Genomic DNA, 25355 nt, shown 5'->3' on the forward strand with positions numbered 1-25355 from the left:
GCGCGCCGGCCGCGTTCGAGGCTCGCCGGGTCGGCCCGGTCCACCACGATGTTCGGGTGCATGTTGCCGTCGCCGGCGTGGCCGACCACGCCGATCGGCACGTCGCACTCCACCGCGATCCGGGCCACCCCGTCGAGCAGCGCCGCCAACGCCGCCCGGGGCACCGCCACGTCGTCGATGACCAGGCCGCCGTTGCCGCCCGGGTAGGTCTCCGCCGCGAACTTCTCCATCGCCGGGTGCGCGAGCCGGCGCGCCTGCAACAGGGCCGCCGCCTCCACGGCGTCGGTGGCCGCGTAGACCTCGTCGGCGCCGGCCGCCTCGCAGACCGCGGCCAGGCCCGCCAGATCGTCGGCCGCGCGGGAGCCGGTGTCGGCGGCGGCCAGCAGCAGCGCCTGGGCGTCCGTCCGCAGGCCCATCGGGCGGTACGCCTCGATCGCCCGCAGGTGCGTCCGGTCGAGCAGCTCCAGCAGGCTGGGGGAGAGCCCCCGGGCGGCGATCTCGGCGACGGCCGCGCCGGCGGCGGCGGTGGACGGGAAGACCGCCACCATGGTCAGCGACTGTGCCGGTGCGGGCCGCAGCGCCACGGTCACCTCGGTGATCACCCCGAGGGTGCCCTCGGAGCCGACGAAGAGCCGGGTGAGGTCGTACCCGGCCACCCCCTTGGCGGTACGCCGGCCGGTGCGCAGCACCTCGCCGGAGGCGAGTACCACCTCCAAGCCCAGCACGTACTCGGTGGTGACGCCGTACTTGACGCAGCACATGCCACCCGCGTTGGTGGCGACGTTCCCGCCGATCGTGGACGACTCCCACGAGCCCGGGTCGGGCGGGTACCACAGCCCCTGCTCCGCCACGGCGGCGGCGAGCGTCGCGTTGACCACGCCGGGCTGCACCACGGCGATCCGGCTCACCGGGTCGATCTCCAGCACGGCGTCCATCGCGACCATGCTGACCACCATCGCGCCGTCGACGGCGTTGGCGGCGCCGGCCAGCCCCGTGCGCGCCCCCTGCGGCACCACCGGTACGCCGTGCCGCGCGGCCGCCCGCAGCGCGGCGGCCACCTGTGCGGTGGTGCGGGGACGGACCACGACCAGGGGCGTACCTGCGGCGCAGAGGTCGGCCTCGTCCCGCTCGTGCATCCGCAACAGGTCCGGGTCGGTGAGGACGGCGTCGTCGCCGAGCGCCGCCCGCAGGTCGTCGAGGAGGGGGGATCCGGCCATGTCGCCGAGGCTACGGTCGGTCCCGCGCGATCACCAACCGGTCCCCGGTGCGGGGTACCTTGGCCGACATGCTCTACCTGGACCGGCCCGCCTGGCCGTGGCGGGGGCGGCTCTGGTCCCACCTGATCAGCGACGTCTCCCCCGCCGAGCTGCACGCCTTCGCCGAGATGCTGGGCGTGCCCCGCCGGGGGTTCGACCGGGACCACTACGACATCCCGGCCGACCGGTTCGCGATGGCGGTCTGGCTGGGCGCCCGGGTGGTGCCGAGCCGGGAGCTGGTGCGCCTGCTCCGGCAGGCCGGGCTGCGCCGCCCCAAGCACCTGGCCCGCCCGCGTGGGGTGGAGGTGGGTGCGGGGGGCTAGCGGAGCGTGGACATCTCGCGGGTCAGGTTGGCGCGGGCCCGGGGCTCCCAGCGCCGTGCCAGCGGCGGCAGCCGGAACAGCGCCGGCAGGGCGAGCAGCCCGGCGAGCACCCGGGCGCGGCCGGCCCGGAAGTCGGGCTCGGGCACGTGCGCGTACTCCCGTCGGATGGCCGCGGCGTAGCGGTCGTACGCCTCGGGCGGCGCCGCCAGGACGGCGAGGTCGGCGTCGCAGAGCAGCGCACCGTCGGCGTCGGCCGGCTCCACGGCATGCCCGGCGGTGAGCAGCACCAGCCGGCGCACCTCGGCCACGGCGTCGGCCGGCAGGCCCGCCCGGGTGAGCAGCGTCCCGGCGAGCGCCGCGCTGTCGCGCTCGTTGGCGTCGCCCCCGGCGCGCGGGTCGTAGACGGCGTCGTGGCACCAGGCCGCGAGGCGCACCAGGTCCGGCCGCCCGGCGGCCGGCGCGTGGGCGTCGACCACGTCGAGGACGGCCGTCAGGTGGTCGGCGTCGTGGTAGTGCCGGTGCGGCTCCCGCCAGCGGGCCAGCAGGTCCTCGCCGACCCGGCTCAGCTCCGCCGCGTCGGTCATCCCGGCGCCCCGGGCCGCGGCCCGCCACCGGTCGAGAAGATCGGCCACCCGGCCCAGTCTGCCCTACCGCCGTCGCCGCCGAGGATTCACCCGGCGCGCCACGGGTAGTCCCCGCCATGGCCGTGGCCCGGGACCGTCGATCCTCACTGGTGCGACGCGCCATATTGCGCGACCGGGGGAAGGAGCTCGACACGGCCCGGGTCGCCCGAGCCGTGGAGACCCTGCGGCACCGCAGCAAGGTCACCCTGCACGACCGCCTGCACCGGTTGCGGATGGCGATGGGCCTCGCCGTGCAGGCGGGCCTCGCCGCCGGACTGTCCTGGCTGGCGGCGCACGAGCTGCTCGGCAACCCGCAACCGGTCTTCGCGCCGATCTCCGCGGTCGGCACCCTCGCCGCCTCGGTCGGCCAGCGGTTCCGTCGTACGGTGGAGCTGATCGTCGGGGTGGCGATCGGGGTGGCCGTCGGCGACTTCCTCATCTACCTGCTCGGCACCGGTCCGTGGCAGCTCGGCCTGGTGGTCACCCTGGCCATCGTGCTGACCATCTTCGCGGGCGCCAGCGTGGCCATCGTCATCCAGGCGGCGGCCACGGCGGTGCTGATCGTCACGCTCAGCCCGTCGACCGAGAACCTGGAGATCCCCCGGTTCATCGACGCGTTCGTCGGCGGCGGCATCGCCCTGCTGGTCACCGCGGTCCTGCTGCCGCTCAATCCGCTGCGGGTCATCAACCGGGCCGCCCGGCCGGCCCTGGACCTGCTCGCCGCCCAGCTCGACATGGCCGCGGACGCCCTGCGGGACCGGGACCGGGACAAGGCCCAGCGGGCCCTGGACCGGCTCCGCAACAACCAGGAGGAGCTGGCCGCCTTCACCGAGGCCATCGAGGGGGCGAAGGAGACCGCCATGCTCTCGCCGGCCCGGTGGCACCGGCGGGACGAGCTCACCCACTACGCCGAGGCCGCCGACCCGATCGACCGGGCGATGCGCAACGCCGGCACGCTGACCCGGCGCGCGGTGACCCTGATCGAGGACGAGGAGCCCATCCCGGAGACGATGCCCGACGCGGTGGCCCATCTCGCCGAGTCGGTCCGCCTGCTCAAGCACGAGTTCGCCGTCGGCGAGGAGCCGGAGCAGGCACGGGAGCGGGCGCTGCGCGCGGTCAGCGAGGCCGGCCGGGCGTACGCCGACGGGGTCGGCTTCTCCGGCAGCGTGGTGATCGCGCAGGTGCGGACCACCGCCAGCGACCTGATGGTGGCCTCCGGCATCAGCCAGGAGGAGGCGAACCGCGGGGTCCGGCAGTCCTTCGGCGACCAGGACCGGTCGGACGGCGAGGGGGAGCGGGACGACGCCCCGAAGCCGCCCGCCGCCCCGCCGCTCGGCTGACCCCGGGGACCCTTGTCGACCCGGTCAGGCCCGCAGGGCGCGGGCCAGGCGGTGGACGGCCTCGTCCATGAGGTCGGGCGGGGCGGCGGCGTAGGTGAGGCGGAGGTGGGGGGCCGGGGGTTCGGCGGCGTACCAGGGGCGGCCGGGGAGGACGACGACGCCTTCGGCGGCCGCGGCGGCAGCCAGCGCGACGTCGTCGGTGCCCTCCGGCAGGCGTACCCAGAGGTGCATGCCGCCGCGCGGGACCGGCTGCCGGGCCAGCTCCGGCAGGTGCCGGCGGAGCGCGGTCAGCAGCGCCTCGCGGCGGGTCCGCAGGGCGGTGCGCAGGGCGCGGCGGTGGCGCGTCCAGGCCGGGGTGGTGACGAACTCGATCGTGGCCTGTTGCAGTGGCCCGGCGACGAAGAAGTCGTCGAGCAGCCGGGCCGCCCGCAGCCGGGCGCCGGCCGGGCCGCGGGCGCCGATCGCGGCGACGCGCAGCCCGGGAGCGGTCGACTTGGTCAGCGAGCGCAGGTAGACGACGTGCCCGTCGGGGTCGTCGGCGGCCAGCGGCGGCGGGGCCTGGCCGTCGATGGTGAGGTCGCGGGCGTAGTCGTCCTCGATGAGGAACGCCCCGGCGTCGCGTACGGCCTCGGCGACCCGGGCCCGGCGGTCCTCCGCGAGCGTCGCGCCGTGCGGGTTGGCGTACAGCGGCTGGCAGTAGAACAGCCGGGCGCCGGTGCGGGCGAACGCGGCGGCGAGCTGGTCGGGGCGTACTCCGTCGGCGTCGGCGGGCACGGGCACCACCCGGAGGCCGGCCGCCCGGGCGGCGGCCAGCGCGCCCAGGTAGGTCGGTGACTCGACGAGCAGGGTGTCGCCGGGCGCGGCGAGCGCCCGCAGCGCGGACGACAGGGCGGCCTGTCCGCCCGGGCAGACCACCATGTCCTCGGCGCGCAGCCCGACCCCGGCCTCGCGGGCGAACCAGGCGCGCAGGTCTTCGCGCCCCTCGGCCGGCCCGCGCTGCCAGGACGCGGGCTGCCGGGCGGCGCGGGTGAGCGCGGCCCCGAGCGCGGCGGCGGGTTGCAGCTCGCCGTCCAGGTAGCCCCCGGACAGCGGGATCGCTCCTGCGGGCGGTAACGCCAGTAGCGCCTGCATCTCGTCCTCGCCCGGCCGGCGGGGGCCGAGCGCCACGGTCTGCCACGACAGGTCGGGGGCGCGCCACTCGCGTGGCGGGGCGGCCACGAAGGTGCCCCTGCCGGGTCGCGTCTCGACCATTCCCTGGGCCACGAGCTGGCGGATGGCCTCGGCGACGGTGACCGGGGAGGCCTGGTGCCGGGCGGTCAGCTCGCGCACCGAGGGCAGCCGCGTGCCGGGATCCGCGGCAGCCGCGAGCCCGCGCAGGTCTTGGACGACACGGTCGGCTGCGTTACCGTCATTCATGAACGGGAACAGTAGCGCTACTGCCAGAACCACGGTAACGGCGGACCGGACGGTCGGCCTCGCCCTCGGCGCGCTGGGCGTGCTCGCCTTCAGCATGTCGCTGCCCGCGACCCGCGTCGCCGTGCAACAGCTCGACCCGTGGTTCGTCGCCTTCGGCCGGGCCGTCGGCGCGGCGCTGCTGGCATGGGCGTACCTGCGATCCACCGGCGCCCCGCGGCCCACGCGCGGTCAGTGGCGGCGGCTGGCGGTCGTCGCCCTCGGCGTCGTCGTCGGTTTCCCGCTGTTCACCTCGCTGGCGCTCATCACCCAGACCTCCGCGCACGGCGCGGTCGTCATCACCGTGCTGCCCGCCATGACCGCCGTGTTCGCGGTGCTGCGGGCCGGCGAGCGACCGCCGCCGCTGTTCTGGGCCGCCAGCGCCGGCGGTCTGCTGGCGGTGCTCACCTTCCTCGGCGCCAGCGGCGCGGTACGCGGGGCCCTCGCCCCGCCCGACCTGTTCCTGCTCGCGGCGGTCGTGCTCTGCGGCCTGGGGTACGCCGAGGGCGGCGCGCTCGCCCGCGAGCTGGGCGGCGCCCGGACGATCTGCTGGGCGTTGCTGCTCTCGCTGCCCGTCACCGTTCCCGTCATGGTCGTCGCCGCCGTGGCCGCCCCGCCGCGCGCCGACCCCGTCGCCTGGTCGGCGTTCGGCTACCTCACCGTGGTCTCCATGTTCCTGGGCTTCTTCGCCTGGTACACGGGCCTGGCCCGGGGCGGCATCGCGCAGGTCGGGCAGATCCAGCTCGCCCAGCCGGTGCTCACCCTGGCCTGGTCGGCGCTGCTGCTCGGCGAGGCCGTCACCCCTGCCTCGATCGCGGCGGCGGTGGCCGTGCTGGCGTGTGTGGTGCTGATCCAGCGCACCCGCGACCGCACGCCGGCACCCGCGGTGGGGAAGGCCTGACGGGGGACGCGCCCCGCCCCGGGCGGTGCGGGGCTCGTACCGCCCCGACCTGACCTGCCCCGGTCGCCGACGGCTCCCCGGCGACCGCTCAGCTCAGCCTGCGGGAGTGGGCCGGCGGGTGCTCCCGGGTCGGTCAGGCCAGCGCGGCGAGGGCGGCGAGCAGCCGGTCCACGTGCCCGGTGGTGCTGCCCAGGCCGATGCTGGCGCGCAGGGCGGTCGGCGGCAGATCCCGCCGGCCGCTGCGGGCGGCCGCCTCGTCCAGCAGCCGCCGGGCCAGCGGGTGGGCGCAGAAGAGGCCGTCGCGCACCCCGATGTCGTACGCCGCCGCGAGTTCCGCCGCCACCTGCGTCGAGTCCCGGCCGGCCACCACGAACGACACGATCCCTACCCGGGGCGCCGCCGGCCCGAACATGCGCAGCTCCAGCACGTGCGGCAGGGCCGCGAGGCCCTCGCGCAGCCGGGTCAGCAGAGCCTGCTCGGCGTCGTGCAGGGCGGCCCGGTCCGCGTCGGCGAGCGCGGTGCAGACCGCCGCCAGGGCGACCGCGCCGAGCAGGTTCGGGGTGCCCGCCTCGTGCCGGGCCGGGCCGGTCGCCCACCGTACGTCGTGGGTGGCCGCCCCGACGTGGCTGGTGGCGCCCCCGCCGGCCAGGTACGGCGGCGCGGCGTCCAGCCAGTCCGCGCGCCCGACGAGCACCCCCGCGCCGAACGGGGCGTACAGCTTGTGGCCGGAGAGCGCGAGGTAGTCGACGTCGAGGGCGGCGACGTCCACCGGCGCGTGCGGGGCGAGCTGCGCGGCGTCCACCGCGATCCGGGCGCCGTGCCGCCGGGCCACCCGGGCCAGCTCGGCCACCGGCCAGCGTTCCCCGGTCACGTTGCTCGCGGCGGTCACCGCCACCAGCACGGGCGGGCCCTGCTGCGCGCTGCGGGGGCCCGACGGGTCCGGCCTGCGCAGCTCGCCGAGCGCCGCGTCCAGCGCGCGGAGGGCCCCGGCGGGATCCGGGGGCACCGGCAGCCGCACCGAGCCACGCGGCCAGGGCAGCAGGTTGGCGTGGTGCTCCCCGCCGAAGGTGACCACCGTCGTGCCGGCGGGCAGCGCCCGGGCCAGCAGGTTCAGCGCGTCGGTGGTGTTGCGGGTGAAGACCACGTGGTCGCCGGCGCGGGCGCCGAGGAAGTCGCCGACCGCCTGCCGGGCGCGCTCGTAGGCGAGGGTGCAGCGCCGCGACAGCGCCCCGGCGCCGCGGTGCACGCTGGCGTACCAGGGCAGCAGCTCGGCCACCGCGTCGGCCGCGGCCCGCGCGCAGGGCGCGGTGGCCGCGTAGTCGAGGTTCACCTGGCCGGGTACGCCGAGCACGTCGAGCGGGTCGGCGACGGCGGGCGGCTGCGGCGCGGGCGGGGGTACGAGGGTGACGGTCATGGCCGACCTCCGGGTCCAGGGACCCCGGGTGGGCGCACACGGGCGGGGTCCGCGCTTGCCCGGCACGCGATCGGGCCGGGCCCGGTCATCACCCGGGGCACCCCACCGCGAACTCGACGAGGGTTGCCGGCCAGCAAGCCGGGGCTTGACGCTGGCGCTCGTGACCTGCCCGCAGCATAGCCGGGTGAATGCGGCCGGACCAGGCGGCCGGGGATGGCTACGCTGACCGCATGGCCGACACCCCGCCCGGCGCATCTCTGCCGCCGTCGCCGACCGCGCCCGCCGTTCCGCCGCCCGGTGTGGCGGGGCCCGGGATGCCGCTGCGTCGGTTGGGGTGGCGTCGGGCCCTGGTGCTGGCCGGTGCCGTCCTGTTCATCGCGGCGTGCGCGCTGTTCATGCTCTTCACGCTGGGCGAGAACCTGGGCGTCGAGGCGCTGCTGATCGGCGTGGCCGCCGCGATCCTCCCGGTTCCGGTGCTGGTGGCCTGTTTCCTCTGGCTGGACCGCTACGAGCCGGAGCCCCTGAAGTACCTGATCTTCTGCTTCGCCTGGGGCGCGTTCGTCTCCACCGCGGCGTCGCTGACCGTCAACGAGTTCTCCGCCGGGCTGTTCGAGGACTGGGGGCTGCCGACCGCGCTGACCGCGGTGCTGGTCGCGCCGTTCATCGAAGAGCTGACCAAGGCCATCGGGCCGATCCTGCTGCTGATCTTCCGCCGGCGGGAGATCTCCGGGATCACCGACGCGCTGGTCTACTGCGGGCTTTCCGCGATCGGGTTCGCCATGGTGGAGAACATCCTCTACCTGGGCGGCCACGGCTACGCCAGCGGCGCGGAGCGGTACGGGCCGGCGACCGGCACCCAGCAGGTCATCGCCATCTTCATCGTCCGGATCCTGCTCTTCGGCTTCGCCCACCCGCTCTTCACCTCCATGACGGGGGTGGGGCTGGGCATCGCCGCGCGCACCGCCAGCCGGTGGGTCCGGGTGCTCGCCCCGCTCGCCGGCCTGCTGCTGGCGATGATGCTGCACGGGCTGTGGAACCTGCTGCCGACGCTCACCCAGGCCACCGGCCAGGCGTTGATCATGCTGTACGGCTTCATCGGCGTGATGGTGCCGGTCTTCTTCGCCATGGTCGGGCTCGCCCTGTGGCTCCGGGCCTGGGAGGGGCGGCTCACCGAGCGGATGCTGCCGGACTACGTGCGGGCGGGCTGGCTCACCCCACCGGAGGTGGCGGCGCTGAGCAGCCTGGGGCGGCGGCACGCGGCCCGGGTGTGGGCCAAGCGGGTGGCCGGCGACGGCGGGCTGAGGGCGATGCGCGGCTACCAGTTCGCGGCGACCCGGCTGGCGCTGCTGCGCGACGGCGCGCTGCGCGGCCTGGACCGGCGTCCGGCGGACCGGGAGCGGACCGCGCGGGAGGAACGGGAGCTGCTGGAGGCGATCGGCGCGTACCGGTCGTTCTTCGTGGGCCGGGACCCGCAGGTGCCGGCGGGCATCTGGGACGGGCACCGCTACCACCTGCGGTTCCCGGACGGCACGCAGCGGTCGGTCGAGGCGCCGGACGAGCCCGTCGTGCCGATCCCGGTGGTGCTCGTCCCGCCGCCCCCGCCACCGCCGGCCGGCTTCGGCCCGCCCGGCTGGTACGGCCAGCAGCCGCCGGCGCCGTGGCACCCCGGCGGCCCCTGAGCCCGGTCGTCAGGTCATCAGGCTGGTGAGGAAGTCACCGAGACCCTGCGCCATCGCCATCAGTCCCGCCCCGATCGCCTTGAACATCTCCGCCGCGCCCTCCGGCCGGAAGGCCATGAAGTAGATCAGGAACGCGACGCTCCCCCAGAGCAGAATCTTCTTCACTAGTACCGGCATCGCGTCCCTCCCCAGGGCCGGTGATGCGGCTGGCTTCCCGGCGGGGGGCGACGCAAACGGCACCGGCGCCCTCATCCGGGCGGGCGGGCCGGGGGTGGGCTCAGAGGTAGAGGCCGGTGGAGTCGTTCTCGACCCGCTCGGCGGCCACGGCGTGCACGTCGCGTTCGCGCAGCAGCACGTACCCGCGGCCGTGCAGTTCGACCTCGGAGCGGTCGTCGGGGTCGAAGAGGACCCGGTCGCCCGAGACGATGGCGCGCACGTTCGGCCCCACGCCCACGGCCGTGGCCCAGGCCAGCCGCTTGCCCACGGCGGCGGTCGCCGGAATCACGATGCCGGCGGTCGAGCGTCGCTCACCCTCGCTCCCCTCCATCCGCACCAGCACACGGTCGTGCAGCAGGCGGATCGGCAGCTTGGAGTCGAGATTCTCGTCGGCGGTCACGCCGCAGACGCTACCGTGTCCCGGTCGGCGGGCCGTGGGCGGTTACGCGCCGGGGGCCGGGGGCAATGTGTGGCGGACCTGCCCTACGGTGGCGTCGTCGGACGTATCCTGTCCGCCCACCGGCGTGGGCGGGCCGGTCTCATGCCAGGAGGTGCGCTTGAGCCGCTTCGAGCAGATCCGCGGACGGCTCCGTCGCGCGTACGAGTCGGGCCGGGAGGCGGCGCGGGCACGCCGTACGGATCCGGTCGACGGCCCCGAGTCGGCCGGCGTGGCCTCGCCGACGTCCCCCGGCCCGGTGGCGGCGCCCTCCGCGACCGTGGTCGGCGCCCCGCCGCCCGGGGCGATGCACAACTCCACCTCCAGCCGGGACGACGCGGACGTGCCGCACGCGTTGCGGATCGCCGCCGCGTGGTCCTGGCGGCTGATCGTGATCGGCGTCGTGGCCTGGGCGCTGCTGAAGGTCGTCGGCACCGTCCGGATCGTGGTCATCCCGCTGGCCGTCGCGCTGCTGCTCTCGGCGCTGCTCGCGCCGGCGGTCGGCTGGCTGCTGCGGGCCCGCCTTCCCCGGTCCATGGCGACGGCGGTGGTGCTGGTGGGCGGCCTGGCCGCGGTGATCGGGACGCTGACCCTGGTGGTGAACGAGTTCATCCAGGGCGTGCCGGAGCTGAGCAAGAAGTCCTCCGAGGGCGTCCGGCAGATCCAGGACTGGCTGAAGACCGGCCCGCTGCACCTCTCCGACGGCCAACTCGACAACTACATCGAGGAGGGCCAGAAGTGGATCAACAACAACACCGAGAAGTTCACCAGCGGCGCCCTCTCCACGGCCGCCACGCTGGCTGAGGTGCTGACCGGCACGCTGCTGGTGCTCTTCGCCACGTTCTTCTTCCTGCGCGACGGCAACAAGATCTGGCGCTTCCTGGTCCGGCTCCTGCCGGTGGCCGCCCGCTGGAAGGTCGACGACGCCGGGCGGGCGTCCTGGGCGACGCTGGTCGCCTACGTCCGGGCGACCGTGCTGGTCGCGTTCATCGACGCGGTCGGCATCGGCGTCTTCCTGGTCATCTTCGACATCCCGTTCGCCTTCCCGCTCGCCGCGCTGGTCTTCCTCGGCGCGTTCATCCCGATCGTCGGTGCGACCCTGTCGGGCGTCGTCGCGGTCCTGGTCGCGCTGGTCGACAGCGGCCCGGTGACCGCACTGATCATCCTGGGCGCCGTGATCGGGGTGCAGCAGGTGGAGGGGCACCTCCTCCAGCCGCTGATCATGGGCCGGGCGGTGGCCATCCACCCGCTCGCGGTCATCATCGGCATCGCGGCCGGCGTGGTCCTCGCCGGGATCACCGGCGCGCTGGTCTCGGTGCCGCTGATCGCCGTGCTCAACACGGCCGTCCGCCGGCTCGCCGCCCGCACCGTTCCGGACACCCCGCCCGACGCCGTCGTCGTCGCCTCCCAGGCGCCCTGACGGTCAGACCTTGGCGAGGCGGTCGAGGGCGCCCCGGGCGACCTCCGGCCGGGTGGTGTACCAGAACGGCGGCAGCGACCGGCGCAGGAACGGCCCGTAGCCCCGGGCCGTCTCCAGGCGCGAGTCGAGGACCGCCACCACGCCCTTGTCGCCCGTCGACCGGATCAGCCGCCCCACCCCCTGGGCCAGCCGGATCGCGGCGATCGGCACGCTGACCGCCGCGAAACCCGACCCCCCGCCGGCGTCCACCGCCGCGGCCCGCGCCGCCGCCAGCGGCTCGTCCGGCCGGGGGAAGGGCAGCCGGTCGATGACCACCAGCTGGCAGGCGTCGCCCGGCACGTCGACGCCCTGCCAGAGCGACATCACCCCGAACAGGCAGCTGGACTTCTCCTCCCGGAACCGGCGTACCAGCAGCGGCAGCGCCTCCTCGCCCTGAAGAAGGACCGGCAGGTCGGTCCGCGCGCGCAGCAGCTCCGCCGCCTGCTGCGCGGCCCGCCGGGAGGAGAAGAGGCCGAGGGTACGCCCGCCGAGCGCGGTGACCAGCTCGAGCAGTTCCTCGCCGGCCGCGTCGGGCAGCCCGGAGACGCTGGGCCGGGGCAGGTGCGCGGCGACGTACAGGATGCCCTGCCGGGGGTAGTCGAACGGCGAGCCGACGTCGAGGGAACGCCAGCCCGGCCCCGAGGTGGCCGGCGCCCCCGCCGTGCCGGTCGCCGCACCGCCCCCGGTCGCTCCGCTGCCCTCCGCCGGCCCGGTGCCGCCGGTGCGCCCGGCCGACCGGGCGGCCATGGCGGCGGCGGCCGGTGACGGCGGGTCGGCCGGGGGTGCCTCCAGGCCCAGCGCCCGGGCCACCGTGTCGAACCGGCCGCCCAGCGTCAGCGTCGCCGAGGTGGCGACGACCGTGCGCTCCTCGTACAAGTGGGTGGCGAGCGTGCCGGCGACCGAGAGCGGCGCGACCACCAGCGCCCGGCGACCGGTGTTGTCGTTCTTCTCCACCCAGGCCACGTCGTGGTCGGCCTCCTCCAGCAGCCGCTGCGCGGTGGCGGAGAGCTCGTCGAGCACGGCCTTGGCCTGCTGCTTGCGCACCGGGTCCGGGTCGTCGGACTTGACGTCGCCGATCGCGTCGAGGGCCGCCCGGGTGGCCGCGTCGAGCAGGGTGCACGCCTCGCGCAGCGGGGACGGCAGCCCTGAGGTGATCCGCCCGGCCGGCGCCTCGGCCAGCCCGACGGCCAGGGCGTCGCCGGCCGCGGTCAGCGACTCGGCGACGTCCGGCCGCAGCAGCGGGCGGGCCCGCTTCGCGGAGCGGTCGATCAGCTCCGGCACCAGCTCGGCCTGCGCGGCGGAGGAGACCCGGTCGGCCAGCTCGTGCGCCTCGTCGACGATGAGCAGCTTGTGCGGCGGCACGATGTGCCGGCCGGCGAGCATGTCCACCGCGAGCAGGCTGTGGTTGGTGACCACGATGTCGGCCTCCCGGGCGCGGGCCCGGGACGCCTCGGCGAAGCACTCCGCGCCGAACGGGCAGCGGGACGCGCCGACGCACTCCCGGGCCGGCATGGAGACCAGCCGCCAGGCCTGGTCGTCGACGCCCGGGTCCAGCTCGTCCCGGTCGCCGGTGTCGGTCTTCTCCGCCCAGTCGCGCAGCCGCTGCACCTGCTTGCCGAGCCGACCCGCCTCGCCGAGCCACTTCGTGCCGCCGCCGGGGCGCGCCGCCGGGGCGTCGAAGAGGGTGTCCTCCGGTTCGTCCTCTGTGGAGTTGTCTAGCCGGGCCAGGCAGAGGTAGTGGTGCCGCCCCTTCAGCACCGCGAAGGTGGGCCGCCGGCCGAGCACCGGCTCCACGGCGTCGGCGAGCCGGGGCAGGTCGTGGTCGACCAGCTGGGACTGCAACGCCAGGGTGGCCGTGGAGACCACCACCGGCCCGTCCACGGTCAGCGCGGGCGTCAGGTAGGCCAGCGACTTGCCGGTGCCCGTGCCGGCCTGCACCAGCAGGTGCTCCCGCGCCTGCACGCACTCCTCGATGGCGGTCGCCATCTGCTGCTGGCCGGGACGCGCCGCCCCGCCCGGCACCGCGCCGACCGCGGCGGCGAGCAGCTCCACCCCGCTCGGCCGGGTGCCCCGTCGCCGGCCTCCGGTGCGGGGCGAGGGGGCGGCGGAACCGGTGGCGAGGCGCGGAGTCACCGTGCGACGGTACCCGCCGTCCCCGACACCGGCCGCGCCGATCCGGGCGTGGCGTCGTCACGGTACGGTCTCCCACCGACCGCGTCCGGTTACTTCCGTGCGGCGACGGATGGGCGGTATCGGTTAGGGTGCGACTCATGCCGAGCGACGTGGTCCGCGTGATCTACCGCAAGTACGACGGCAGCGCCCACCGCGACTACCCGGCCCGCCGGCTGGCCGAGGACGAGCTCGGCGTCTGGCTCGGCGTGACCGAGGGCACGAAGTCCGTCTACCACGGTCGCCCGTCGGTGGAGCAGATCCCGTTCGTCCTCCTGGTGCCGCACCACGCCTGGTGGACCGGCATGTTCAACCCGCCGCCACGGACCAGCGAGGTCTACTGCGACATCGCCAGCCCGGCCCGCTGGGAGAACGACGACACCGTCCACCTCATCGACCTCGACCTCGACGTGGTGCGCCGCCGGACCACCGGCCTGGTGGAGCTGCGCGACGAGGACGAGTTCGCCGAGCACCGGGCCCGCTTCGGCTACCCGGACGACGTGGTGGCGCAGGCCGAGGCGGCGGCCCGGTGGCTGCTCGGGGCACTGGGCGACGGCACCGAGCCGTTCGCCACGTCGTACCGGAAGTGGCTGGCCCTGGTGGTCTGACCCGCCGGCACCGGCCCCCGGGCCGTCACCAGCGCGGCGGCCAGCCGTCCTCCTCCGCCAGCGGCGGCAGGTCGCCCAGCTTCTCCGGATTCAGCTGGTGGAAGACCCCGGTCACCCGGCCCTCGTCCACCGTGAGGGCGGCCACCACCCGCAGCGGTCGCCCGTCCGAGTGCCGGGTCTCCAGGTGCAGGCCCTCGACGCCGTCGACGAGCACCCGACGGGAGCGCAGCGTCCCGCCGTAGCGCCCGGCACGCCCGAACAGGCCCAGGAGGAAGCGGGCCACCGCGTCGGCCCCGAGCACCGGCCGCCGGGCCGCCGGGAAGTGGCCGCCGCTGTCGCCGACGGCGACCACGTCCGGGGCGAGCACCCGTACCAGCGCGGCAAGGTCGCCCGACTCGACGGCGGTCACGAAGGCGGCGAGCACGTGACGCTGCTCGACCGCGTCGGCGGTGTGCCGGGGCGCGTCGGGCGCGTGCACCGCCCGGCGGGCCCGGGAGGCGAGCTGGCGGGCGGCGGCGTCAGTCGTACCGAGCACCTCGGCGATCTGGGCGAACGGCACGGCGAAGACGTCGTGCAGCACGAAGGCCACCCGCTGCTCCGGTGCGAGGCGTTCCAGCACCACCAGCAGGGCGGTGCCGACCTGATCGGCGCGGACCGCCCGCTCCGCGGGGTCGGGCGCGAAGCCGTCGGGGCGCGGGCCCTGGTCGAGCGGCGTCACCACCGGCTCCGGCAGCCACTGGCCGGGGTACGCCTCCCGCCGTACCCGCGCCGAGCGGAGCACGTCCAGGCAGATCCGGGCGCAGGTGGTGGTCAGCCAGGCGCCGAGGTGCCGGATCTCGGCGCGGGCCGCCGGGTCGGCGAGCGCGGCGGCGTACCGCAGCCAGGTCTCCTGCACGGCGTCCTCGGCCTCGCTGCGGCTGCCCAGCATCCGGTGCGCCACCCCCAGCAGCCGCCCCCGCTCGGCCTCGAACTCCGCCACCATCTCCCGCACGCTGCCCCCGCTCCACTGCCGGGGCGCGTACCGCCCCGCCCGCCCGCGATTCTCCCGCCCCGCCCCCCACACCCCCAAGACCGCCGTCGATCATGCAGTCGTGGTGCCCCGCCTAACGGACCAAGCAGGCGATTCCGACCGCCACAAGTGCATGATCGGCGGCTCATGGCGCGGGCCGGGGTCGGGGTTGGCGGGCGGGTGGGGCGGATGTGGGTGATGATCCGGTGATGCGAGGGGTCGAGGGGAGCGGCGTGGGCCGCGATGCCGTGGGTCGGGCCGACGTCGTCGTGGGGCCGGTCGGAGGGACGATGCGGGAGCTGCTCCGGGTGGCGCCCGGCGGGGCGGTCGATCTCGGGGCGGTCGATCCCCGGTCCACACCCGGGCTGCCGGGGCGGGAGGTGACCGGCCCGCAGCGCAAGGAGTGGGCCCGTGGCCAGCTCACGCTGATCGGCGCGGAACTGGGCAGCCAGCAGGAGATGCTCTTCGCCGAGGCCAAGGCCCGGCAGTCGGCGGCTCGACCCGCTGGCGCGGCCGCCGGTGCGGGCGGGTCCGACGCGGCGGCCGGTGGGGCGGGTGGGCGCCGGGTGCTGCTGGTGCTCCAGGCGATGGACAGCGGGGGCAAGGACGGCACCGTCAAGCGGGTGGCCGGCGCGATGAACCCGCTGGGCCTGCACCTCCGCTCGTTCGGCCCGCCCACTCCCGAGGAGCTGCGGCACGACTTCCTGTGGCGGATCCGGCGGGCGCTGCCGCCGCCCGGGTACGTCGGGGTCTTCAACCGCTCGCACTACGAGGACGTGCTCGTGGCGCGGGTCGAGTCGCTGGTGCCCGAGTCGATCTGGCAGGCCCGGTACGACGAGATCAACGCGTTCGAGCGGGAGCAGGCCGAGGCCGGGGTGGCCCTGGTGAAGGTGTTCCTGCACATCTCGTACGTCGAGCAGGGCCGGCGGCTGCTGGAGCGGCTGGACGAGCCGCGCAAGCACTGGAAGTACGACCCCTCGGACGTCGACGCCCGCGCCCGCTGGGACGACTACCAGGCCGCGTACGCCGAGGCCCTGGGCCGGTGCGGCACGGACGCCGCGCCCTGGTACGTGGTGCCGGCGGACCGCAAGTGGTACCGCGACTGGGCCGTCGCGCACCTGCTCCGCGAGACGTTCGACACCCTCGATCTCGGGTATCCGCCTGCCGGTTTCGACGTCCGGCGCGAACGGGAGCGGCTGCTGGGATCGGAGAGAACGGCGTAGGTGAACAGCAGGTGAACGACCGGTGAATGTGGCCTGACCTGGGGGAGGCCGCGCGATTCCCGGTTCCGTCGTTTTCTAGCATTCCCAGGCGGGCACCCTCCGGGCGACCGCCACCCTTCCACCGACACGACGAGGTCCGTGCTGTGAAGTTTTCCTTCCGCCCGAACGAGGGCGCCTTCTACGAGCTCTTCACCAGGGCCGCGCAGAACCTGGTGAAGGGCACCGAGTTGCTCAACGAGCTGGCCCTGCCCGGGGTGGAGGTGCAGTCGGTCAGCGAGCGGCTCACCGAGGTGGAGCACGACAGCGACCAGATCACCCACGAGCTGTACAAGAAGATCAACTCAACCTTCATCACGCCGTTCGACCGGGAGGACATCTACCGGCTCGGGTCGCTGCTCGACGACGTGATGGACCACCTCGAAGCGGTCGGCAACCTGCTCTACCTCTACGGCCTGACCAAGCTCCCCTCGCTGCCCCGCGAGATGCACGAGATGGTCAACGTCCTGGACGCGCAGGCGAAGCTGACCGCCGACGCGATGCCGCGCCTGAAGTCGATGAAGGATCTCGAGGACTACTGGATCGAGTGCAACCGGCTGGAGAACGACGGCGACCAGGTGTACCGGATGCTGCTGGTCCGCCTCTTCTCCGGCGAGTACGACGCGCTGACCGTACTGAAGATGAAGGAGGTCGCCGACGAGCTGGAGGCCGCCTGCGACGCCTTCGAGCACGTGGCCAACACCGTCGAGACCATCGCGGTCAAGGAGTCCTGATCCTGTGAGTCCCGAACTCATCGCCGTGCTGGCGGTGATCGCGGTGGCGTTGGCGTTCGACTACACCAACGGCTTCCACGACGCCGCCAACGCGATCGCGACCAGCATCTCCACCCGGGCGCTCACACCCCGGGTGGCCCTGGCCATGGCGGCGGTCGGCAACTTCATCGGCGCCCACTTCGGCGCCGAGGTCGCCAAGACCGTCGGCAGCGGGCTGGTGAAACTGCCCACCGGCACGGCGAGCCTCGGCATCGTCTTCGCCGGCGTGATCGGCGCGATCGTGTGGAACCTGGTCACCTGGTACTTCGGCCTGCCGTCGTCCTCGTCGCACGCGCTGATCGGCGGCCTGGTCGGCTCGACCGTCGCCGCGTCCGGCACGGTGCTCTGGACCGGCATCGGGGAGAGCGTGATCATCCCGATGGTCCTCTCGCCGATGGTCGGCTTCGTGCTCGGCTACATCGTCATGATCGCCGTGCAGTGGATCTTCCGGAAGGGGCATCCGGGCCGGCTCAACCGCGGCTTCCGCTGGGCGCAGACCGCGTCCGCCGCCGCCATGTCGGTCGGCCACGGCATGCAGGACGCCGCCAAGACCATCGGCATCGTGGTGCTCGCCCTCTACGTCGGCGGCTACCAGGACGACCCCAGCTTCATTCCGGAGTGGGCGTTCTGGACGTCGGCCGCCGTGCTGGCCGCCGGCACGTACGCCGGTGGTTGGCGGATCATCCGGACCCTGGGCCGGAAGATCATCGACCTCCGGCCGCCGGAGGGCTTCGCCGCCGAGACCGTCGCCAGCGGGGTGCTCTACTTCAACGCGCTGGTCCTCGGCGCGCCGATCTCGACGACCCACACGATCACCTCGGCGATCATGGGCGTCGGCGCCACCAAGCGGCTCTCCGCCGTCCGGTGGGGCGTGGCCGGCAACATCGTCGGGGCGTGGATCCTCACCTTCCCGGCCGCCGGCTCGATCGGCGCCCTGATGTACTTCCTGGTCCGCCCGCTCTTCAGCTGACGTACGCGAAGGGGCCCCTCGTCGACGAGGGGCCCCTTTCCCGTCAGGAGTAGTCGACGCCGATCTGGGCCCGGATGGTGTCGAGGAGCGCCATCACCTCCAGCGTGGCGGCGTGGGGGACCAGAGGGCTCTCCAGGAGGCCCTCGGCGAGGCAGCGCTGGACCTCGGCGGCCTCGTACTGGTAGCCGCCGCCGACCAGCTCACCGGTGATCGTCTCCGGCTCGGCGCCAGCCCGGTGCAGGGTCACCGCGCCGGGCCGGAAGAACAGCTCGGGCAGGTCGATCCGCCCGGCGGTGCCGGTGACGGCGGCGGTCACCGGGGTCGCCCCGACCAGGCCGCAGGTCAGCGTGGCGACCGCGCCCGAGTCGTAGCCGAGGACGATCCCGGTGTTCTCGTCGACCCTCTCGGGGCTGAGCTTCGCCCAGGACCGGACGTGGTCGGGCACGCCGAGCAGCAGGTGGGCCAGGCTGACCGGGTAGACGCCGAGGTCGAGCAGGGCGCCGCCGCCGAGCGTACGGGCCCGCAGCCGGTGCTCCGGCGGGAACGGCCCCGCCAACCCGAAGTCGGCCCGCACGTTCGTCACCGTGCCGATCGCCCCGTCCGCGACCAGCTCGCAGACCCGGCGGATCAGCGGATTCGTCCGCATCCACATGGCCTCCATGAGGAAGACCCCGGCCGCGCGGGCGGTGTCGACCAGCTCCACGCTGGTCGCCAGGTCGAGGGTGAACGGCTTCTCCAGCAGCACCGCGCGGCCGGCCGCGAGGCAGGTCAGGGCCGCCTGGTGGTGCGCGGCGTGCGGGGTGGCGACGTAGACGACGTCCAGCTCGTCGTCCGCGGCGAGTTCCGCCCAGGAGGCGTACGCGCGCGGCACGCCGTGCCGGGCCGCGAACCGTCGCGCGCTCTCGGCGGTACGTGAGCCGACCGCCACCAGTTCGGCGCCCGGCACCAGCCGGAGGTCCTCGGCGAAGCGGGCGGCGATCTGGCCGGTGGACAGGATGCCCCAACGAGTCATGGCGGCCACGCTAGCGAAGATCACCGGACGTCGGCGTGGTCATCCACCCGTCGGGAACTAGGCTCGGCGCATGACGATCGACGCCGACGGCTTCCCCGCACCCCCGGCGCTCGTGGCGCACGCCCGCCGGTTCCACGCCGAGGGCGGCACCCCGGCCCCGCCCCGGGTCGCGGCGACCGTCCTGCTGCTCCGGCCCGCCGGCGACGACTTCGAGGTCTACCTGATCCGGCGGGTCGCCGCGATGGCCTTCGGTGGGATGTACGCCTTCCCCGGCGGCGGGGTCGACCCCTCGGATTCGCAGGCGCACCTGGACTGGGCCGGTCCGACGCCCGCCGGCTGGGGCGAGCGGCTGGGGCTGACCCCGGAGGCCGCCCAGGCGGTCGTCTGCGCCGCCGCCCGGGAGGTCTTCGAGGAGGCCGGGGTCCTGCTCGCGGGCCCCGACACGCAGACCGTGGTCGGCGACGTGAGCGGCGACGACTGGGAGGCCGACCGGGTGGCGCTGGAGCAGCGCCGGGGCGGCTTCGCGGACCTGCTCGCCCGGCGCGGGCTCACCCTCCGGTCGGACCTGCTGCTGCCGTGGAGCCGGTGGATCACGCCGGAGTTCGAGCCGCGCCGCTTCGACACGTACTTCTTCGTGGCACTGCTGCCGGAGGGGCAGCGGACCCGGGACGTCTCCGGGGAGGCCGACCACACCCTGTGGGTCCGCCCGGCGGACGCCCTGGCCCGGGCGGAGGCCGGCGAGCTGACCATGCTCCCGCCCACCCTGGTGAACCTGGCCCAGGTGGCGGCCGGCGGCGACCTGGCCGGCGTGGCCCGCGCGGCGGCGACCCGGGACGCGTCGACCCCGGTCACCCCGCGCCTCGACGTGCCCGACGACGGCGAGCCCCGCTTCGTGCTGGCCTGACCCGTTACGGATCTTGGCAGGAAGCGGCCCCGGGAAGGGCCGGTTCCTGCCAGGATCTCTCAGCGGACCAAGGCCGGGGAGGGCGGCGGCGCTAGGCCACGAAGATGCAGAACGGGTGACCGGACGGGTCCGCGAAGACGTACAGCGGCTCGTCGGGGTCGTCGGTCCGGTCGATCAGGAGTTTCGCGCCCAGGGCCTCCGCCCGCGCACGCTGCCTCTCCAGCTCGGACGCGTCCGGGACCGTGAAGTCGAGGTGCAACTGCATCGGCACGTCGTGCCGGGGCCAGGTGGTCCGAGGCAGGCGGTCGACGAGTTGGAAGGCGAGCTGGGCCGCCCCGTCGGAGTCTCTGAGCACGAGCCAGTCCCGGTCGTCGGCCGTCCCGTCCGTCGGCGGTTCGTCACCGGGCCGGTACCGCAGCCCGAGCAGTTGCCGGTAGAACTCGGCGAGCTCCCGTGGGTTCGTGCTGTCGAGCACGGTGTGCAGCAACCGGGGATATCCAGACATGCCCGTCCTCCGCAGCGACCGGTGGGCGTTTCCGACCCGACCCTAGAGCAGATCCTCCGGTGCCGCCGGGTGTGCCGGCGCGGGCGCGGAGAGGGAAGGACCCCTTCCCCGCAGCGAGAGAAGGGGTCCACCGCCCCACGGCTCAGCCGAAGCGGCCGGTGATGTAGTCCTCGGTCTTCTTCACGCCGGGGTTGCTGAAGATCTTCTGCGTGTTGTCGTACTCGATGAGGCGGCCCGGGTCGCCGGTCTTCTCGATGGAGAAGAAGGCGGTCCGGTCCGAGACACGGGCGGCCTGCTGCATGTTGTGCGTGACGATGATGATGGTGAACTTGTCCTTGAGCTGGAACATCAGGTCCTCGATGGCCAGCGTGGAGATCGGGTCGAGCGCCGAGCAGGGCTCGTCCATCAGCACCACCTGCGGCTCGACGGCGATGGTCCGGGCGATGCAGAGCCGCTGCTGCTGGCCGCCGGAGAGGCCGGCGCCGGGCTTGCCCAGCCGGTCCTTGACCTCGTCCCAGAGGTTGGCCGAGCGGAGCGCCTTCTCCGCCGCCTCCTCCAGGATCGACTTCCTACGGACCCCGTTGAGCCGCAGCCCGGCCACCACGTTCTCGAAGATGCTCATGGTGGGGAACGGGTTCGGCCGCTGGAAGACCATGCCGATCATGCGCCGGACGGCGGTGACGTCCACGTCCCGGTCGTAGATGTCCTGGTCGTCGATGGTGAGGCTGCCCTCGACCCGGGCGCCGGGCAGCACCTCGTGCATCCGGTTGATCGACCGCAGGAAGGTGGACTTGCCGCAGCCGGACGGGCCGATCAGGGCGGTCACCGTCTTCGGCTCGACCGTCAGGTTGATGTTCTCGATCGCCTTGAAGGCGCCGTAGTAGGCGGTGACGCCCGAGGCTTCGATGCGCTTGGCCATGGTGGTGGTACCTCCGGGGTTCATCGGCCGAGCCGGTTGCGACGGGCCAGCAGCTTCGCCGCGACGGTCAGGATCAGCACGAGGGCGACCAGGGTGAGTGCCGCGGTCCACGCCCGTGCCGGCGCGTACCGGGACGCGTCACCGGCCTGCTGGTAGACGAAGAGCGCCAGCGACGACTGGTTGTTCTCGAACGGGTTGAAGTTGATCGCCGCGCCGCCGCCGGCGACCAGCAGCACCGGGGCGGTCTCGCCGGCCGCGCGCGCGATGGCGAGCATGACGCCGGTGACGATGCCCGGCAGGGCGGTCGGCAGCACGACCCGCAGGATGGTCTTCCACTTCGGCACGCCGAGGGCGTACGCCCCCTCGCGCAGCGGCGCCGGGACGAGACGCAGCATCTCCTCGGTGGAGCGGACCACGGTGGGCAGCATCAGCACGCTCAGCGCGAGCGCGGCGGCGAAGCCGGAGAAGCTGGGCCGCCCGTCGTTGAACCACGGCGAGACGATCAGCACCCAGAACGCCAGCACGAACAGGCCGGCGACGATCGACGGGATGCCCGTCATCACGTCCACGAAGAACCGGATCGCGGCGGCGAACCGGCCCCGGCCGTACTCGACGATGTAGATCGCGCAGAGGATGCCGAGCGGGACGGTGATCAGGGCGGCGATGCCGACCTGCTGGAGCGTGCCGACGATCGCGTGGTAGGCGCCGCCGTTCGGGTCCCGCGCGCCGATGTTGTTCATCGAGGTGAGGAAGAAGTCGCCGTCCAGGCGCTCGGCGCCCTTGCTGACCAGCGTCCAGACCACCGAGGCCAGCGGCAGGACGGCCAGCACGAACGCGGAGTGGATCAGCGCGCTCCAGGTGCGGTTGCGGGCCGACCGCCGCCCCTCGACCCGGTTCGCGGCGGCGAACAGGCCGGCCAGGTAGAGCAGCGCGGCGACCACCACGACCAGCACCGGGCCGCCGGTGCCGGTGCCGTACACGAAGGCGGCGGCGACCAGCAGGGCGGCCGCGGCGATGGCCGGCGCGGCGTACCTCGGCAGGCGCCGGGCCTTGAGGGTGGGCGGCTGGGCGGGCGGACGGGTCCGGTGCGGTGCGACGGTGGTGGTCATGCCGCCACTCCGCTCCGCTGCGCGGCGCCATGTGACGCACTGTGACGATGATTCGCTCGCTGACGCTCGCTCATGCGGCCGACTCCGTGAACTCCCGGCGGCGGTGGATGATCGCCCGCGCCGTGATGTTGACGATCAGCGTGATGGCGAAGAGCACCAGGCCCGAGGCGATCAGCGCGCCCCGCCCCGTGTCGTTCGCCTCGCCGAACGTGTTGGCGATGTTGGCGGCGATGGTGTTGCCGCCACTCTCGATGAGGTTGAACGAGATGCCGAAGGTGATGCCGAGGGTCATCGCCAGGGCGATGGTCTCGCCGAGCGCCCGGCCCAGGCCGAGCATCACCGCGGCGACGATGCCGGGGCGGCCGTACGGCAGCACGGCGGTGCGGATCATCTCCCAGCGGGTGGCGCCGAGGGCGAGGGCCGCCTCCTCGTTGGCGGTCGGGGTCTGCAGGAACACCTCGCGGGAGAGCGAGGTGATGATCGGCAGCACCATGATCGCCAGGACCAGCGCGCCCAGCATGATGGACTTCCCGAACGGGCCGTCGCCGCCGAAGATCGGGATCCAGCCGAAGTACGTGTTCAGCCAGGCGGAGAAGTCGCGCACCGGATTGATGAAGACGTCGCGGCCCCAGAGGCCGAAGACCACGCTCGGCACCGCGGCCAGCAGGTCGATCAGGAAGCCCAGCGTGGTGCCGAGCCGGCGCGGCGCGTAGTGGGACAGGTAGAGCGCGATGCCCAGGGCCACCGGCACCGCGATCAGCAGGGCCAGCGCGGAGCTGAACACGGTGCCGAAGGCGAGCGCCCCGATGCCGAACTTCGGCTCCGCGTCGTTCGGGAACCAGCCCTCGAAGGTCCAGAAGCTCTCGGTGTTGGCTCCCAGCGCCGGTACCGCCTTGGCGACGAGGAAGACCGCGATCGCGGCGATGACGACCAGGACTGTGGCGCCGGCGCCCAGGGTGAGGGCGCGGAACGCCCGTTCGGCGCCGAACGCCCGGGCCCGGGGCAGCGCGCCGCCGCCGCCCAATCCGGCTCCGCCCGGGGTACGGGTGCTGACTGGTGCCTCGGCCGGACGCGCCGAGGCACCGGCGGGCCGGTCGTGACCTTCGGTCACGCGCGTCCCGCCGGTGCCGGCGTGGGCCGAGCGGTGGGGGGTTTCACCCATCTGCTCGCTCGCTTCGGGTTGAGGTGGTGGTGACGGTGTCGGTGCGGGCGGCTCAGGCGAGGTTCTTGACCGCGGCCTCGACCTTGGCGCGGACCGTCTCGGGCAGCGGGGCGTAGCCCAGCTCGGTCAGGTCGGCCTGGCCCGCGGTGCTCGCGGCGTGGCCGAGGAAGCCCTTGACCAGCGGGAGCTTGTCGGCGGCGAGGCCCTTGGAGCAGACGATCTCGTAGGTCACCAGGACGATCGGGTAGGCCCCGGCCTCCTTGGTGTTGTAGTCGATCTTCATCTTGAGGTCGTCGCCCTGGCCGACCACCTCGGCGCCGGCGATGGTCTTGCCGGCCGACTCGGCGGTCAACTCGGCGAACTCGCCCGCGCCGTTGCCGACCTTGGCGGTCTTCAGGCCGCCGTTCTCGGCGTACGACCACTCGACGTAGCCGATGGTGCCGTCCTGGCCCTTGATGGCGCTGGCCATGCCGTCGGACTTCGCCGCGCCGGTGCCGCCGGGGGCCTTCCACTCCTTGGCCTTGCCGAACGTCCAGTCGGACGCGGCGGTCTTGGTCAGGAAGTCGGTGAAGTTGTCGGTGGTGCCGGAGGAGTCCGAGCGGTGCACCGCGTTGATGGCGGTCGACGGCAGCTTGGCGTCCGGGTTGTCGGCCTTGATCGCCGGGTCGTCCCACTTGGTCACCTTGCCGGCGAAGATCTTCGCCAGGGTGGCCGGCTTGAGCTGGAGGTTGTCCACGCCGTTGACGTTGTAGGCGATGGCGACCGGGCCGATGACCATCGGGAGGTTGATCGCGGCGCCGCCGACGCACTTGGCGTCGGCCTGCGGCTGCTCCTCCTCCTTGAGGGCGGAGTCCGAGCCGGCGAAGTCGGCGGTGCCGGCGATGAAGGCCTGGATGCCGGCGCCCGAGCCGGACGGCTCGTAGTTGATCTTGGCACCGGAGCACTTCTGCTGGTAAGCCTTGATCCACTCGTCCATGGCGTTCTTCTGCGCCGACGAGCCCTGGGTGTTCAGCGTGCCGGTGGCGCAGTCGGCGGCGGCCGACCCGGAGGCGGAGGCGCTGCTCGCGGGCTCGTTGTTGTCCGAGCCGCATGCGCTGAGAGCGAGCGTCGCGGTAAGAGCGAGGCAGGCGAGGGTGCCGTGCCGCTGGAGCTTCACCTGAGGGGTTTCCCTTCACGTCTGACTTCGCCCCCGGATTGGGGGGCCGGTATACCGGCGCTCACCGGCTGATCCAAAGTTAGGAGCGCCAGGTAGCCGGTTCGCCGGTCGGAAGTGAACGGGGAGTGAACAGGTGCGACAGGGCAGATGACCGCTCGCTGAGGGCGGGTTGTCCGTTGTGTGAACTCGGCTGCCGCTGTCGGAAGTATGGGGATCTTCCGGGGCGGCGGCGCGCGCGGCACGGGCCCGGGCCGTCGCGACCCGGGCCCGTGCCGACGTCAGGCCGACTGGTAGTTGACGTGCGCCGACCAGCGGGCGAAGCCGAGCCGTTCGTAGAGCGCGACGGCGGCGGCGTTCGACTCGTCGACGTAGAGCATCACCCGGTCCAGGTCCCGCCGGTCCCGCAGGTACGCCAGGCCGGCCGCGGTCAGCGCCCGGCCGAGCCCGCCGCGGTGGGCCGACGGGTCCACACCGAGGACGTAGACCTCGCCGATCCGGGCCGAGCCGGGTCGTTCGTGAACTTCGTCCAGTGGAAGCCGAGCAGCCGGCCGGTGGACCCGTCGACGGCGAGCAGGAAGCCCTCCGGGTCGAACCACGGCTCGTCGAGGCGTACCCGCAGGTCGGCGGGGGACCAGCGGCCCTGTTCCGGGTGCTCCGCGAAGGCCCGCGCGTTGAGCGCCAGCCACTCCTCGTCGTCGGCG

24 protein-coding genes, 1 pseudogene and 1 riboswitch are annotated in these 25355 nt (G+C 74.1%); of the genes and pseudogenes, 10 read left to right on the forward strand and 15 right to left on the reverse strand.

Annotation, left to right across the window (positions count from 1 at the left end; translation table 11 throughout):
• On the reverse strand, positions 1-1217 hold a 1217-nt coding region (locus tag ABZ573_RS31770; protein ID WP_358122761.1), incomplete at its 3' end, for an FAD-binding protein.
• Positions 1218-1285: 68 nt separating this feature from the next.
• Here ABZ573_RS31770 and ABZ573_RS31775 point away from each other — a divergent pair.
• Complete coding sequence (locus tag ABZ573_RS31775; RefSeq protein ID WP_151457562.1) at positions 1286-1579, forward strand: DUF4031 domain-containing protein; 294 nt, start codon at positions 1286-1288, stop codon at positions 1577-1579.
• Here ABZ573_RS31775 and ABZ573_RS31780 read toward each other — a convergent pair.
• Positions 1576-2211, reverse strand: a complete 636-nt coding sequence (locus ABZ573_RS31780; RefSeq protein WP_358122763.1) for a metal-dependent phosphohydrolase — start codon at positions 2209-2211, stop codon at positions 1576-1578. The two genes, ABZ573_RS31775 and ABZ573_RS31780, sit on opposite strands and share 4 nt — an antisense overlap.
• Before the next feature lie 74 nt (positions 2212-2285).
• Here ABZ573_RS31780 and ABZ573_RS31785 point away from each other — a divergent pair, with 74 nt between their 5' ends.
• Positions 2286-3542: an FUSC family protein gene (locus ABZ573_RS31785; protein ID WP_358122784.1), complete on the forward strand. Its 1257-nt coding sequence runs from the start codon at positions 2286-2288 to the stop codon at positions 3540-3542.
• A 24-nt stretch (positions 3543-3566) separates the two neighbouring features.
• On the opposite strand, the gene ABZ573_RS31790 is transcribed toward ABZ573_RS31785, so the two are convergent.
• Positions 3567-4958: a PLP-dependent aminotransferase family protein gene (locus tag ABZ573_RS31790; protein ID WP_358122765.1), complete on the reverse strand. Its 1392-nt coding sequence runs from the start codon at positions 4956-4958 to the stop codon at positions 3567-3569.
• On the opposite strand from ABZ573_RS31790, the gene ABZ573_RS31795 reads away from it, so the two are divergent.
• Positions 4957-5895, forward strand: coding sequence for a DMT family transporter (locus tag ABZ573_RS31795; protein WP_358122767.1), 939 nt, complete (start codon positions 4957-4959; stop codon positions 5893-5895). The two genes, ABZ573_RS31790 and ABZ573_RS31795, sit on opposite strands and share 2 nt — an antisense overlap.
• 133 nt (positions 5896-6028) lie before the next feature.
• Here ABZ573_RS31795 and ABZ573_RS31800 read toward each other — a convergent pair whose 3' ends face one another.
• Complete coding sequence (locus ABZ573_RS31800; protein ID WP_358122769.1) at positions 6029-7309, reverse strand: aminotransferase class V-fold PLP-dependent enzyme; 1281 nt, start codon at positions 7307-7309, stop codon at positions 6029-6031.
• 46 nt (positions 7310-7355) lie between these two features.
• Positions 7356-7475: riboswitch (SAM riboswitch) on the reverse strand.
• Between the two features lie 22 nt (positions 7476-7497).
• On the opposite strand from ABZ573_RS31800, the gene ABZ573_RS31805 reads away from it, so the two are divergent.
• Entirely contained in the window at positions 7498-8988 is a 1491-nt protein-coding gene (locus ABZ573_RS31805; protein ID WP_358122771.1) for a PrsW family intramembrane metalloprotease, read from the forward strand.
• Between the two features lie 9 nt (positions 8989-8997).
• Here the strand turns inward: ABZ573_RS31805 and ABZ573_RS31810 are convergent, their stop codons facing one another.
• Both ABZ573_RS31810 and ABZ573_RS31815 read right to left on the reverse strand, forming a co-directional pair.
• Positions 8998-9165 (reverse strand): hypothetical protein, encoded by a 168-nt coding sequence (locus tag ABZ573_RS31810; protein ID WP_165947924.1) that lies wholly within the window; start codon positions 9163-9165, stop codon positions 8998-9000.
• A gap of 100 nt (positions 9166-9265) precedes the next feature.
• Positions 9266-9604 (reverse strand): co-chaperone GroES, encoded by a 339-nt coding sequence (locus ABZ573_RS31815; protein WP_151457098.1) that lies wholly within the window; start codon positions 9602-9604, stop codon positions 9266-9268.
• Between the two features lie 67 nt (positions 9605-9671).
• Here ABZ573_RS31815 and ABZ573_RS31820 point away from each other — a divergent pair, with 67 nt between their 5' ends.
• The gene (locus ABZ573_RS31820; RefSeq protein WP_225852469.1) at positions 9672-11060 is read left to right on the forward strand and encodes an AI-2E family transporter; all 1389 of its coding nucleotides are present in this window, start codon (positions 9672-9674) and stop codon (positions 11058-11060) included.
• 3 nt (positions 11061-11063) lie between these two features.
• Here ABZ573_RS31820 and ABZ573_RS31825 read toward each other — a convergent pair whose 3' ends face one another.
• Positions 11064-13085: an ATP-dependent DNA helicase gene (locus tag ABZ573_RS31825; protein WP_358122786.1), complete on the reverse strand. Its 2022-nt coding sequence runs from the start codon at positions 13083-13085 to the stop codon at positions 11064-11066.
• Positions 13086-13369: 284 nt separating this feature from the next.
• On the opposite strand from ABZ573_RS31825, the gene ABZ573_RS31830 reads away from it, so the two are divergent.
• Positions 13370-13876: a DUF402 domain-containing protein gene (locus tag ABZ573_RS31830; protein ID WP_151457101.1), complete on the forward strand. Its 507-nt coding sequence runs from the start codon at positions 13370-13372 to the stop codon at positions 13874-13876.
• 25 nt (positions 13877-13901) lie between these two features.
• Here the strand turns inward: ABZ573_RS31830 and sigJ are convergent, their stop codons facing one another.
• Positions 13902-14858, reverse strand: a complete 957-nt coding sequence (sigJ, locus tag ABZ573_RS31835) for an RNA polymerase sigma factor SigJ (RefSeq protein WP_327029763.1) — start codon at positions 14856-14858, stop codon at positions 13902-13904.
• Between the two features lie 317 nt (positions 14859-15175).
• Between sigJ and ABZ573_RS31840 the strand changes: the two genes are divergently transcribed.
• The 3 genes from ABZ573_RS31840 (at position 15176) to ABZ573_RS31850 (ending at position 17887) form a co-directional block, all read left to right on the forward strand.
• Positions 15176-16108 carry a PPK2 family polyphosphate kinase gene (locus ABZ573_RS31840; RefSeq protein ID WP_358122775.1) on the forward strand — a complete coding sequence of 311 codons (933 nt, stop codon included), beginning with the start codon at positions 15176-15178 and terminating at the stop codon, positions 16106-16108.
• Between the two features lie 143 nt (positions 16109-16251).
• A complete protein-coding gene (locus ABZ573_RS31845) occupies positions 16252-16878 on the forward strand; it encodes a DUF47 family protein (protein ID WP_088998168.1) in 627 nt (208 codons plus the stop codon).
• 4 nt (positions 16879-16882) lie between these two features.
• The gene (locus tag ABZ573_RS31850; RefSeq protein WP_132239992.1) at positions 16883-17887 is read left to right on the forward strand and encodes an inorganic phosphate transporter; all 1005 of its coding nucleotides are present in this window, start codon (positions 16883-16885) and stop codon (positions 17885-17887) included.
• 43 nt (positions 17888-17930) lie between these two features.
• Here ABZ573_RS31850 and ABZ573_RS31855 read toward each other — a convergent pair whose 3' ends face one another.
• The gene (locus ABZ573_RS31855; protein WP_358122777.1) at positions 17931-18899 is read right to left on the reverse strand and encodes a Gfo/Idh/MocA family oxidoreductase; all 969 of its coding nucleotides are present in this window, start codon (positions 18897-18899) and stop codon (positions 17931-17933) included.
• Between the two features lie 70 nt (positions 18900-18969).
• On the opposite strand from ABZ573_RS31855, the gene ABZ573_RS31860 reads away from it, so the two are divergent.
• On the forward strand, positions 18970-19803 hold the full coding sequence (locus tag ABZ573_RS31860; RefSeq protein WP_358122779.1) for an NUDIX domain-containing protein: 834 nt from the start codon (positions 18970-18972) through the stop codon (positions 19801-19803).
• A gap of 91 nt (positions 19804-19894) precedes the next feature.
• Here the strand turns inward: ABZ573_RS31860 and ABZ573_RS31865 are convergent, their stop codons facing one another.
• The 6 genes and pseudogenes from ABZ573_RS31865 to mshD form a co-directional block, all read right to left on the reverse strand.
• Positions 19895-20308: a VOC family protein gene (locus ABZ573_RS31865; RefSeq protein WP_358122781.1), complete on the reverse strand. Its 414-nt coding sequence runs from the start codon at positions 20306-20308 to the stop codon at positions 19895-19897.
• A gap of 142 nt (positions 20309-20450) precedes the next feature.
• On the reverse strand, positions 20451-21227 hold the full coding sequence (gene pstB / locus ABZ573_RS31870; RefSeq protein ID WP_132230738.1) for a phosphate ABC transporter ATP-binding protein PstB: 777 nt from the start codon (positions 21225-21227) through the stop codon (positions 20451-20453).
• Between the two features lie 20 nt (positions 21228-21247).
• The gene (gene pstA / locus ABZ573_RS31875) at positions 21248-22336 is read right to left on the reverse strand and encodes a phosphate ABC transporter permease PstA (protein ID WP_311411776.1); all 1089 of its coding nucleotides are present in this window, start codon (positions 22334-22336) and stop codon (positions 21248-21250) included.
• A gap of 70 nt (positions 22337-22406) precedes the next feature.
• Positions 22407-23498 (reverse strand): phosphate ABC transporter permease subunit PstC, encoded by a 1092-nt coding sequence (gene pstC / locus ABZ573_RS31880; RefSeq protein ID WP_151452961.1) that lies wholly within the window; start codon positions 23496-23498, stop codon positions 22407-22409.
• A gap of 52 nt (positions 23499-23550) precedes the next feature.
• Complete coding sequence (gene pstS, locus ABZ573_RS31885; RefSeq protein ID WP_327029760.1) at positions 23551-24654, reverse strand: phosphate ABC transporter substrate-binding protein PstS; 1104 nt, start codon at positions 24652-24654, stop codon at positions 23551-23553.
• A 278-nt stretch (positions 24655-24932) separates the two neighbouring features.
• Positions 24933-25355 (reverse strand): annotated as a pseudogene (gene mshD, locus ABZ573_RS31890) (mycothiol synthase); the annotation flags it as partial.

Origin of the sequence: Micromonospora sp. NPDC007220, from assembly GCF_040634035.1 — a bacterium.
GTDB lineage: Bacteria > Actinomycetota > Actinomycetes > Mycobacteriales > Micromonosporaceae > Micromonospora > Micromonospora reichwaldensis.

What these genes read in the sequence shown, in the direction of transcription:
- ABZ573_RS31840 (WP_358122775.1), top strand. Translation starts at nt 15,176, where the DNA reads ATGCGGGAGCTGCTCCGGGTGGCGCCCGGCGGGGCGGTCGATCTCGGG.
- ABZ573_RS31790 (WP_358122765.1), bottom strand. Translation starts at nt 4,958, where the DNA reads ATGAATGACGGTAACGCAGCCGACCGTGTCGTCCAAGACCTGCGCGGG.
- pstC (WP_151452961.1), bottom strand. Translation starts at nt 23,498, where the DNA reads ATGGGTGAAACCCCCCACCGCTCGGCCCACGCCGGCACCGGCGGGACG.
- pstA (WP_311411776.1), bottom strand. Translation starts at nt 22,336, where the DNA reads ATGACCACCACCGTCGCACCGCACCGGACCCGTCCGCCCGCCCAGCCG.
- ABZ573_RS31795 (WP_358122767.1), top strand. Translation starts at nt 4,957, where the DNA reads ATGAACGGGAACAGTAGCGCTACTGCCAGAACCACGGTAACGGCGGAC.
- ABZ573_RS31810 (WP_165947924.1), bottom strand. Translation starts at nt 9,165, where the DNA reads ATGCCGGTACTAGTGAAGAAGATTCTGCTCTGGGGGAGCGTCGCGTTC.
- ABZ573_RS31860 (WP_358122779.1), top strand. Translation starts at nt 18,970, where the DNA reads ATGACGATCGACGCCGACGGCTTCCCCGCACCCCCGGCGCTCGTGGCG.
- ABZ573_RS31805 (WP_358122771.1), top strand. Translation starts at nt 7,498, where the DNA reads ATGCGGCCGGACCAGGCGGCCGGGGATGGCTACGCTGACCGCATGGCC.
- ABZ573_RS31800 (WP_358122769.1), bottom strand. Translation starts at nt 7,309, where the DNA reads ATGACCGTCACCCTCGTACCCCCGCCCGCGCCGCAGCCGCCCGCCGTC.
- pstB (WP_132230738.1), bottom strand. Translation starts at nt 21,227, where the DNA reads ATGGCCAAGCGCATCGAAGCCTCGGGCGTCACCGCCTACTACGGCGCC.
- sigJ (WP_327029763.1), bottom strand. Translation starts at nt 14,858, where the DNA reads ATGGTGGCGGAGTTCGAGGCCGAGCGGGGGCGGCTGCTGGGGGTGGCG.
- ABZ573_RS31830 (WP_151457101.1), top strand. Translation starts at nt 13,370, where the DNA reads ATGCCGAGCGACGTGGTCCGCGTGATCTACCGCAAGTACGACGGCAGC.
- ABZ573_RS31855 (WP_358122777.1), bottom strand. Translation starts at nt 18,899, where the DNA reads ATGACTCGTTGGGGCATCCTGTCCACCGGCCAGATCGCCGCCCGCTTC.
- ABZ573_RS31865 (WP_358122781.1), bottom strand. Translation starts at nt 20,308, where the DNA reads ATGTCTGGATATCCCCGGTTGCTGCACACCGTGCTCGACAGCACGAAC.
- ABZ573_RS31825 (WP_358122786.1), bottom strand. Translation starts at nt 13,085, where the DNA reads ATGGCGACCGCCATCGAGGAGTGCGTGCAGGCGCGGGAGCACCTGCTG.
- ABZ573_RS31775 (WP_151457562.1), top strand. Translation starts at nt 1,286, where the DNA reads ATGCTCTACCTGGACCGGCCCGCCTGGCCGTGGCGGGGGCGGCTCTGG.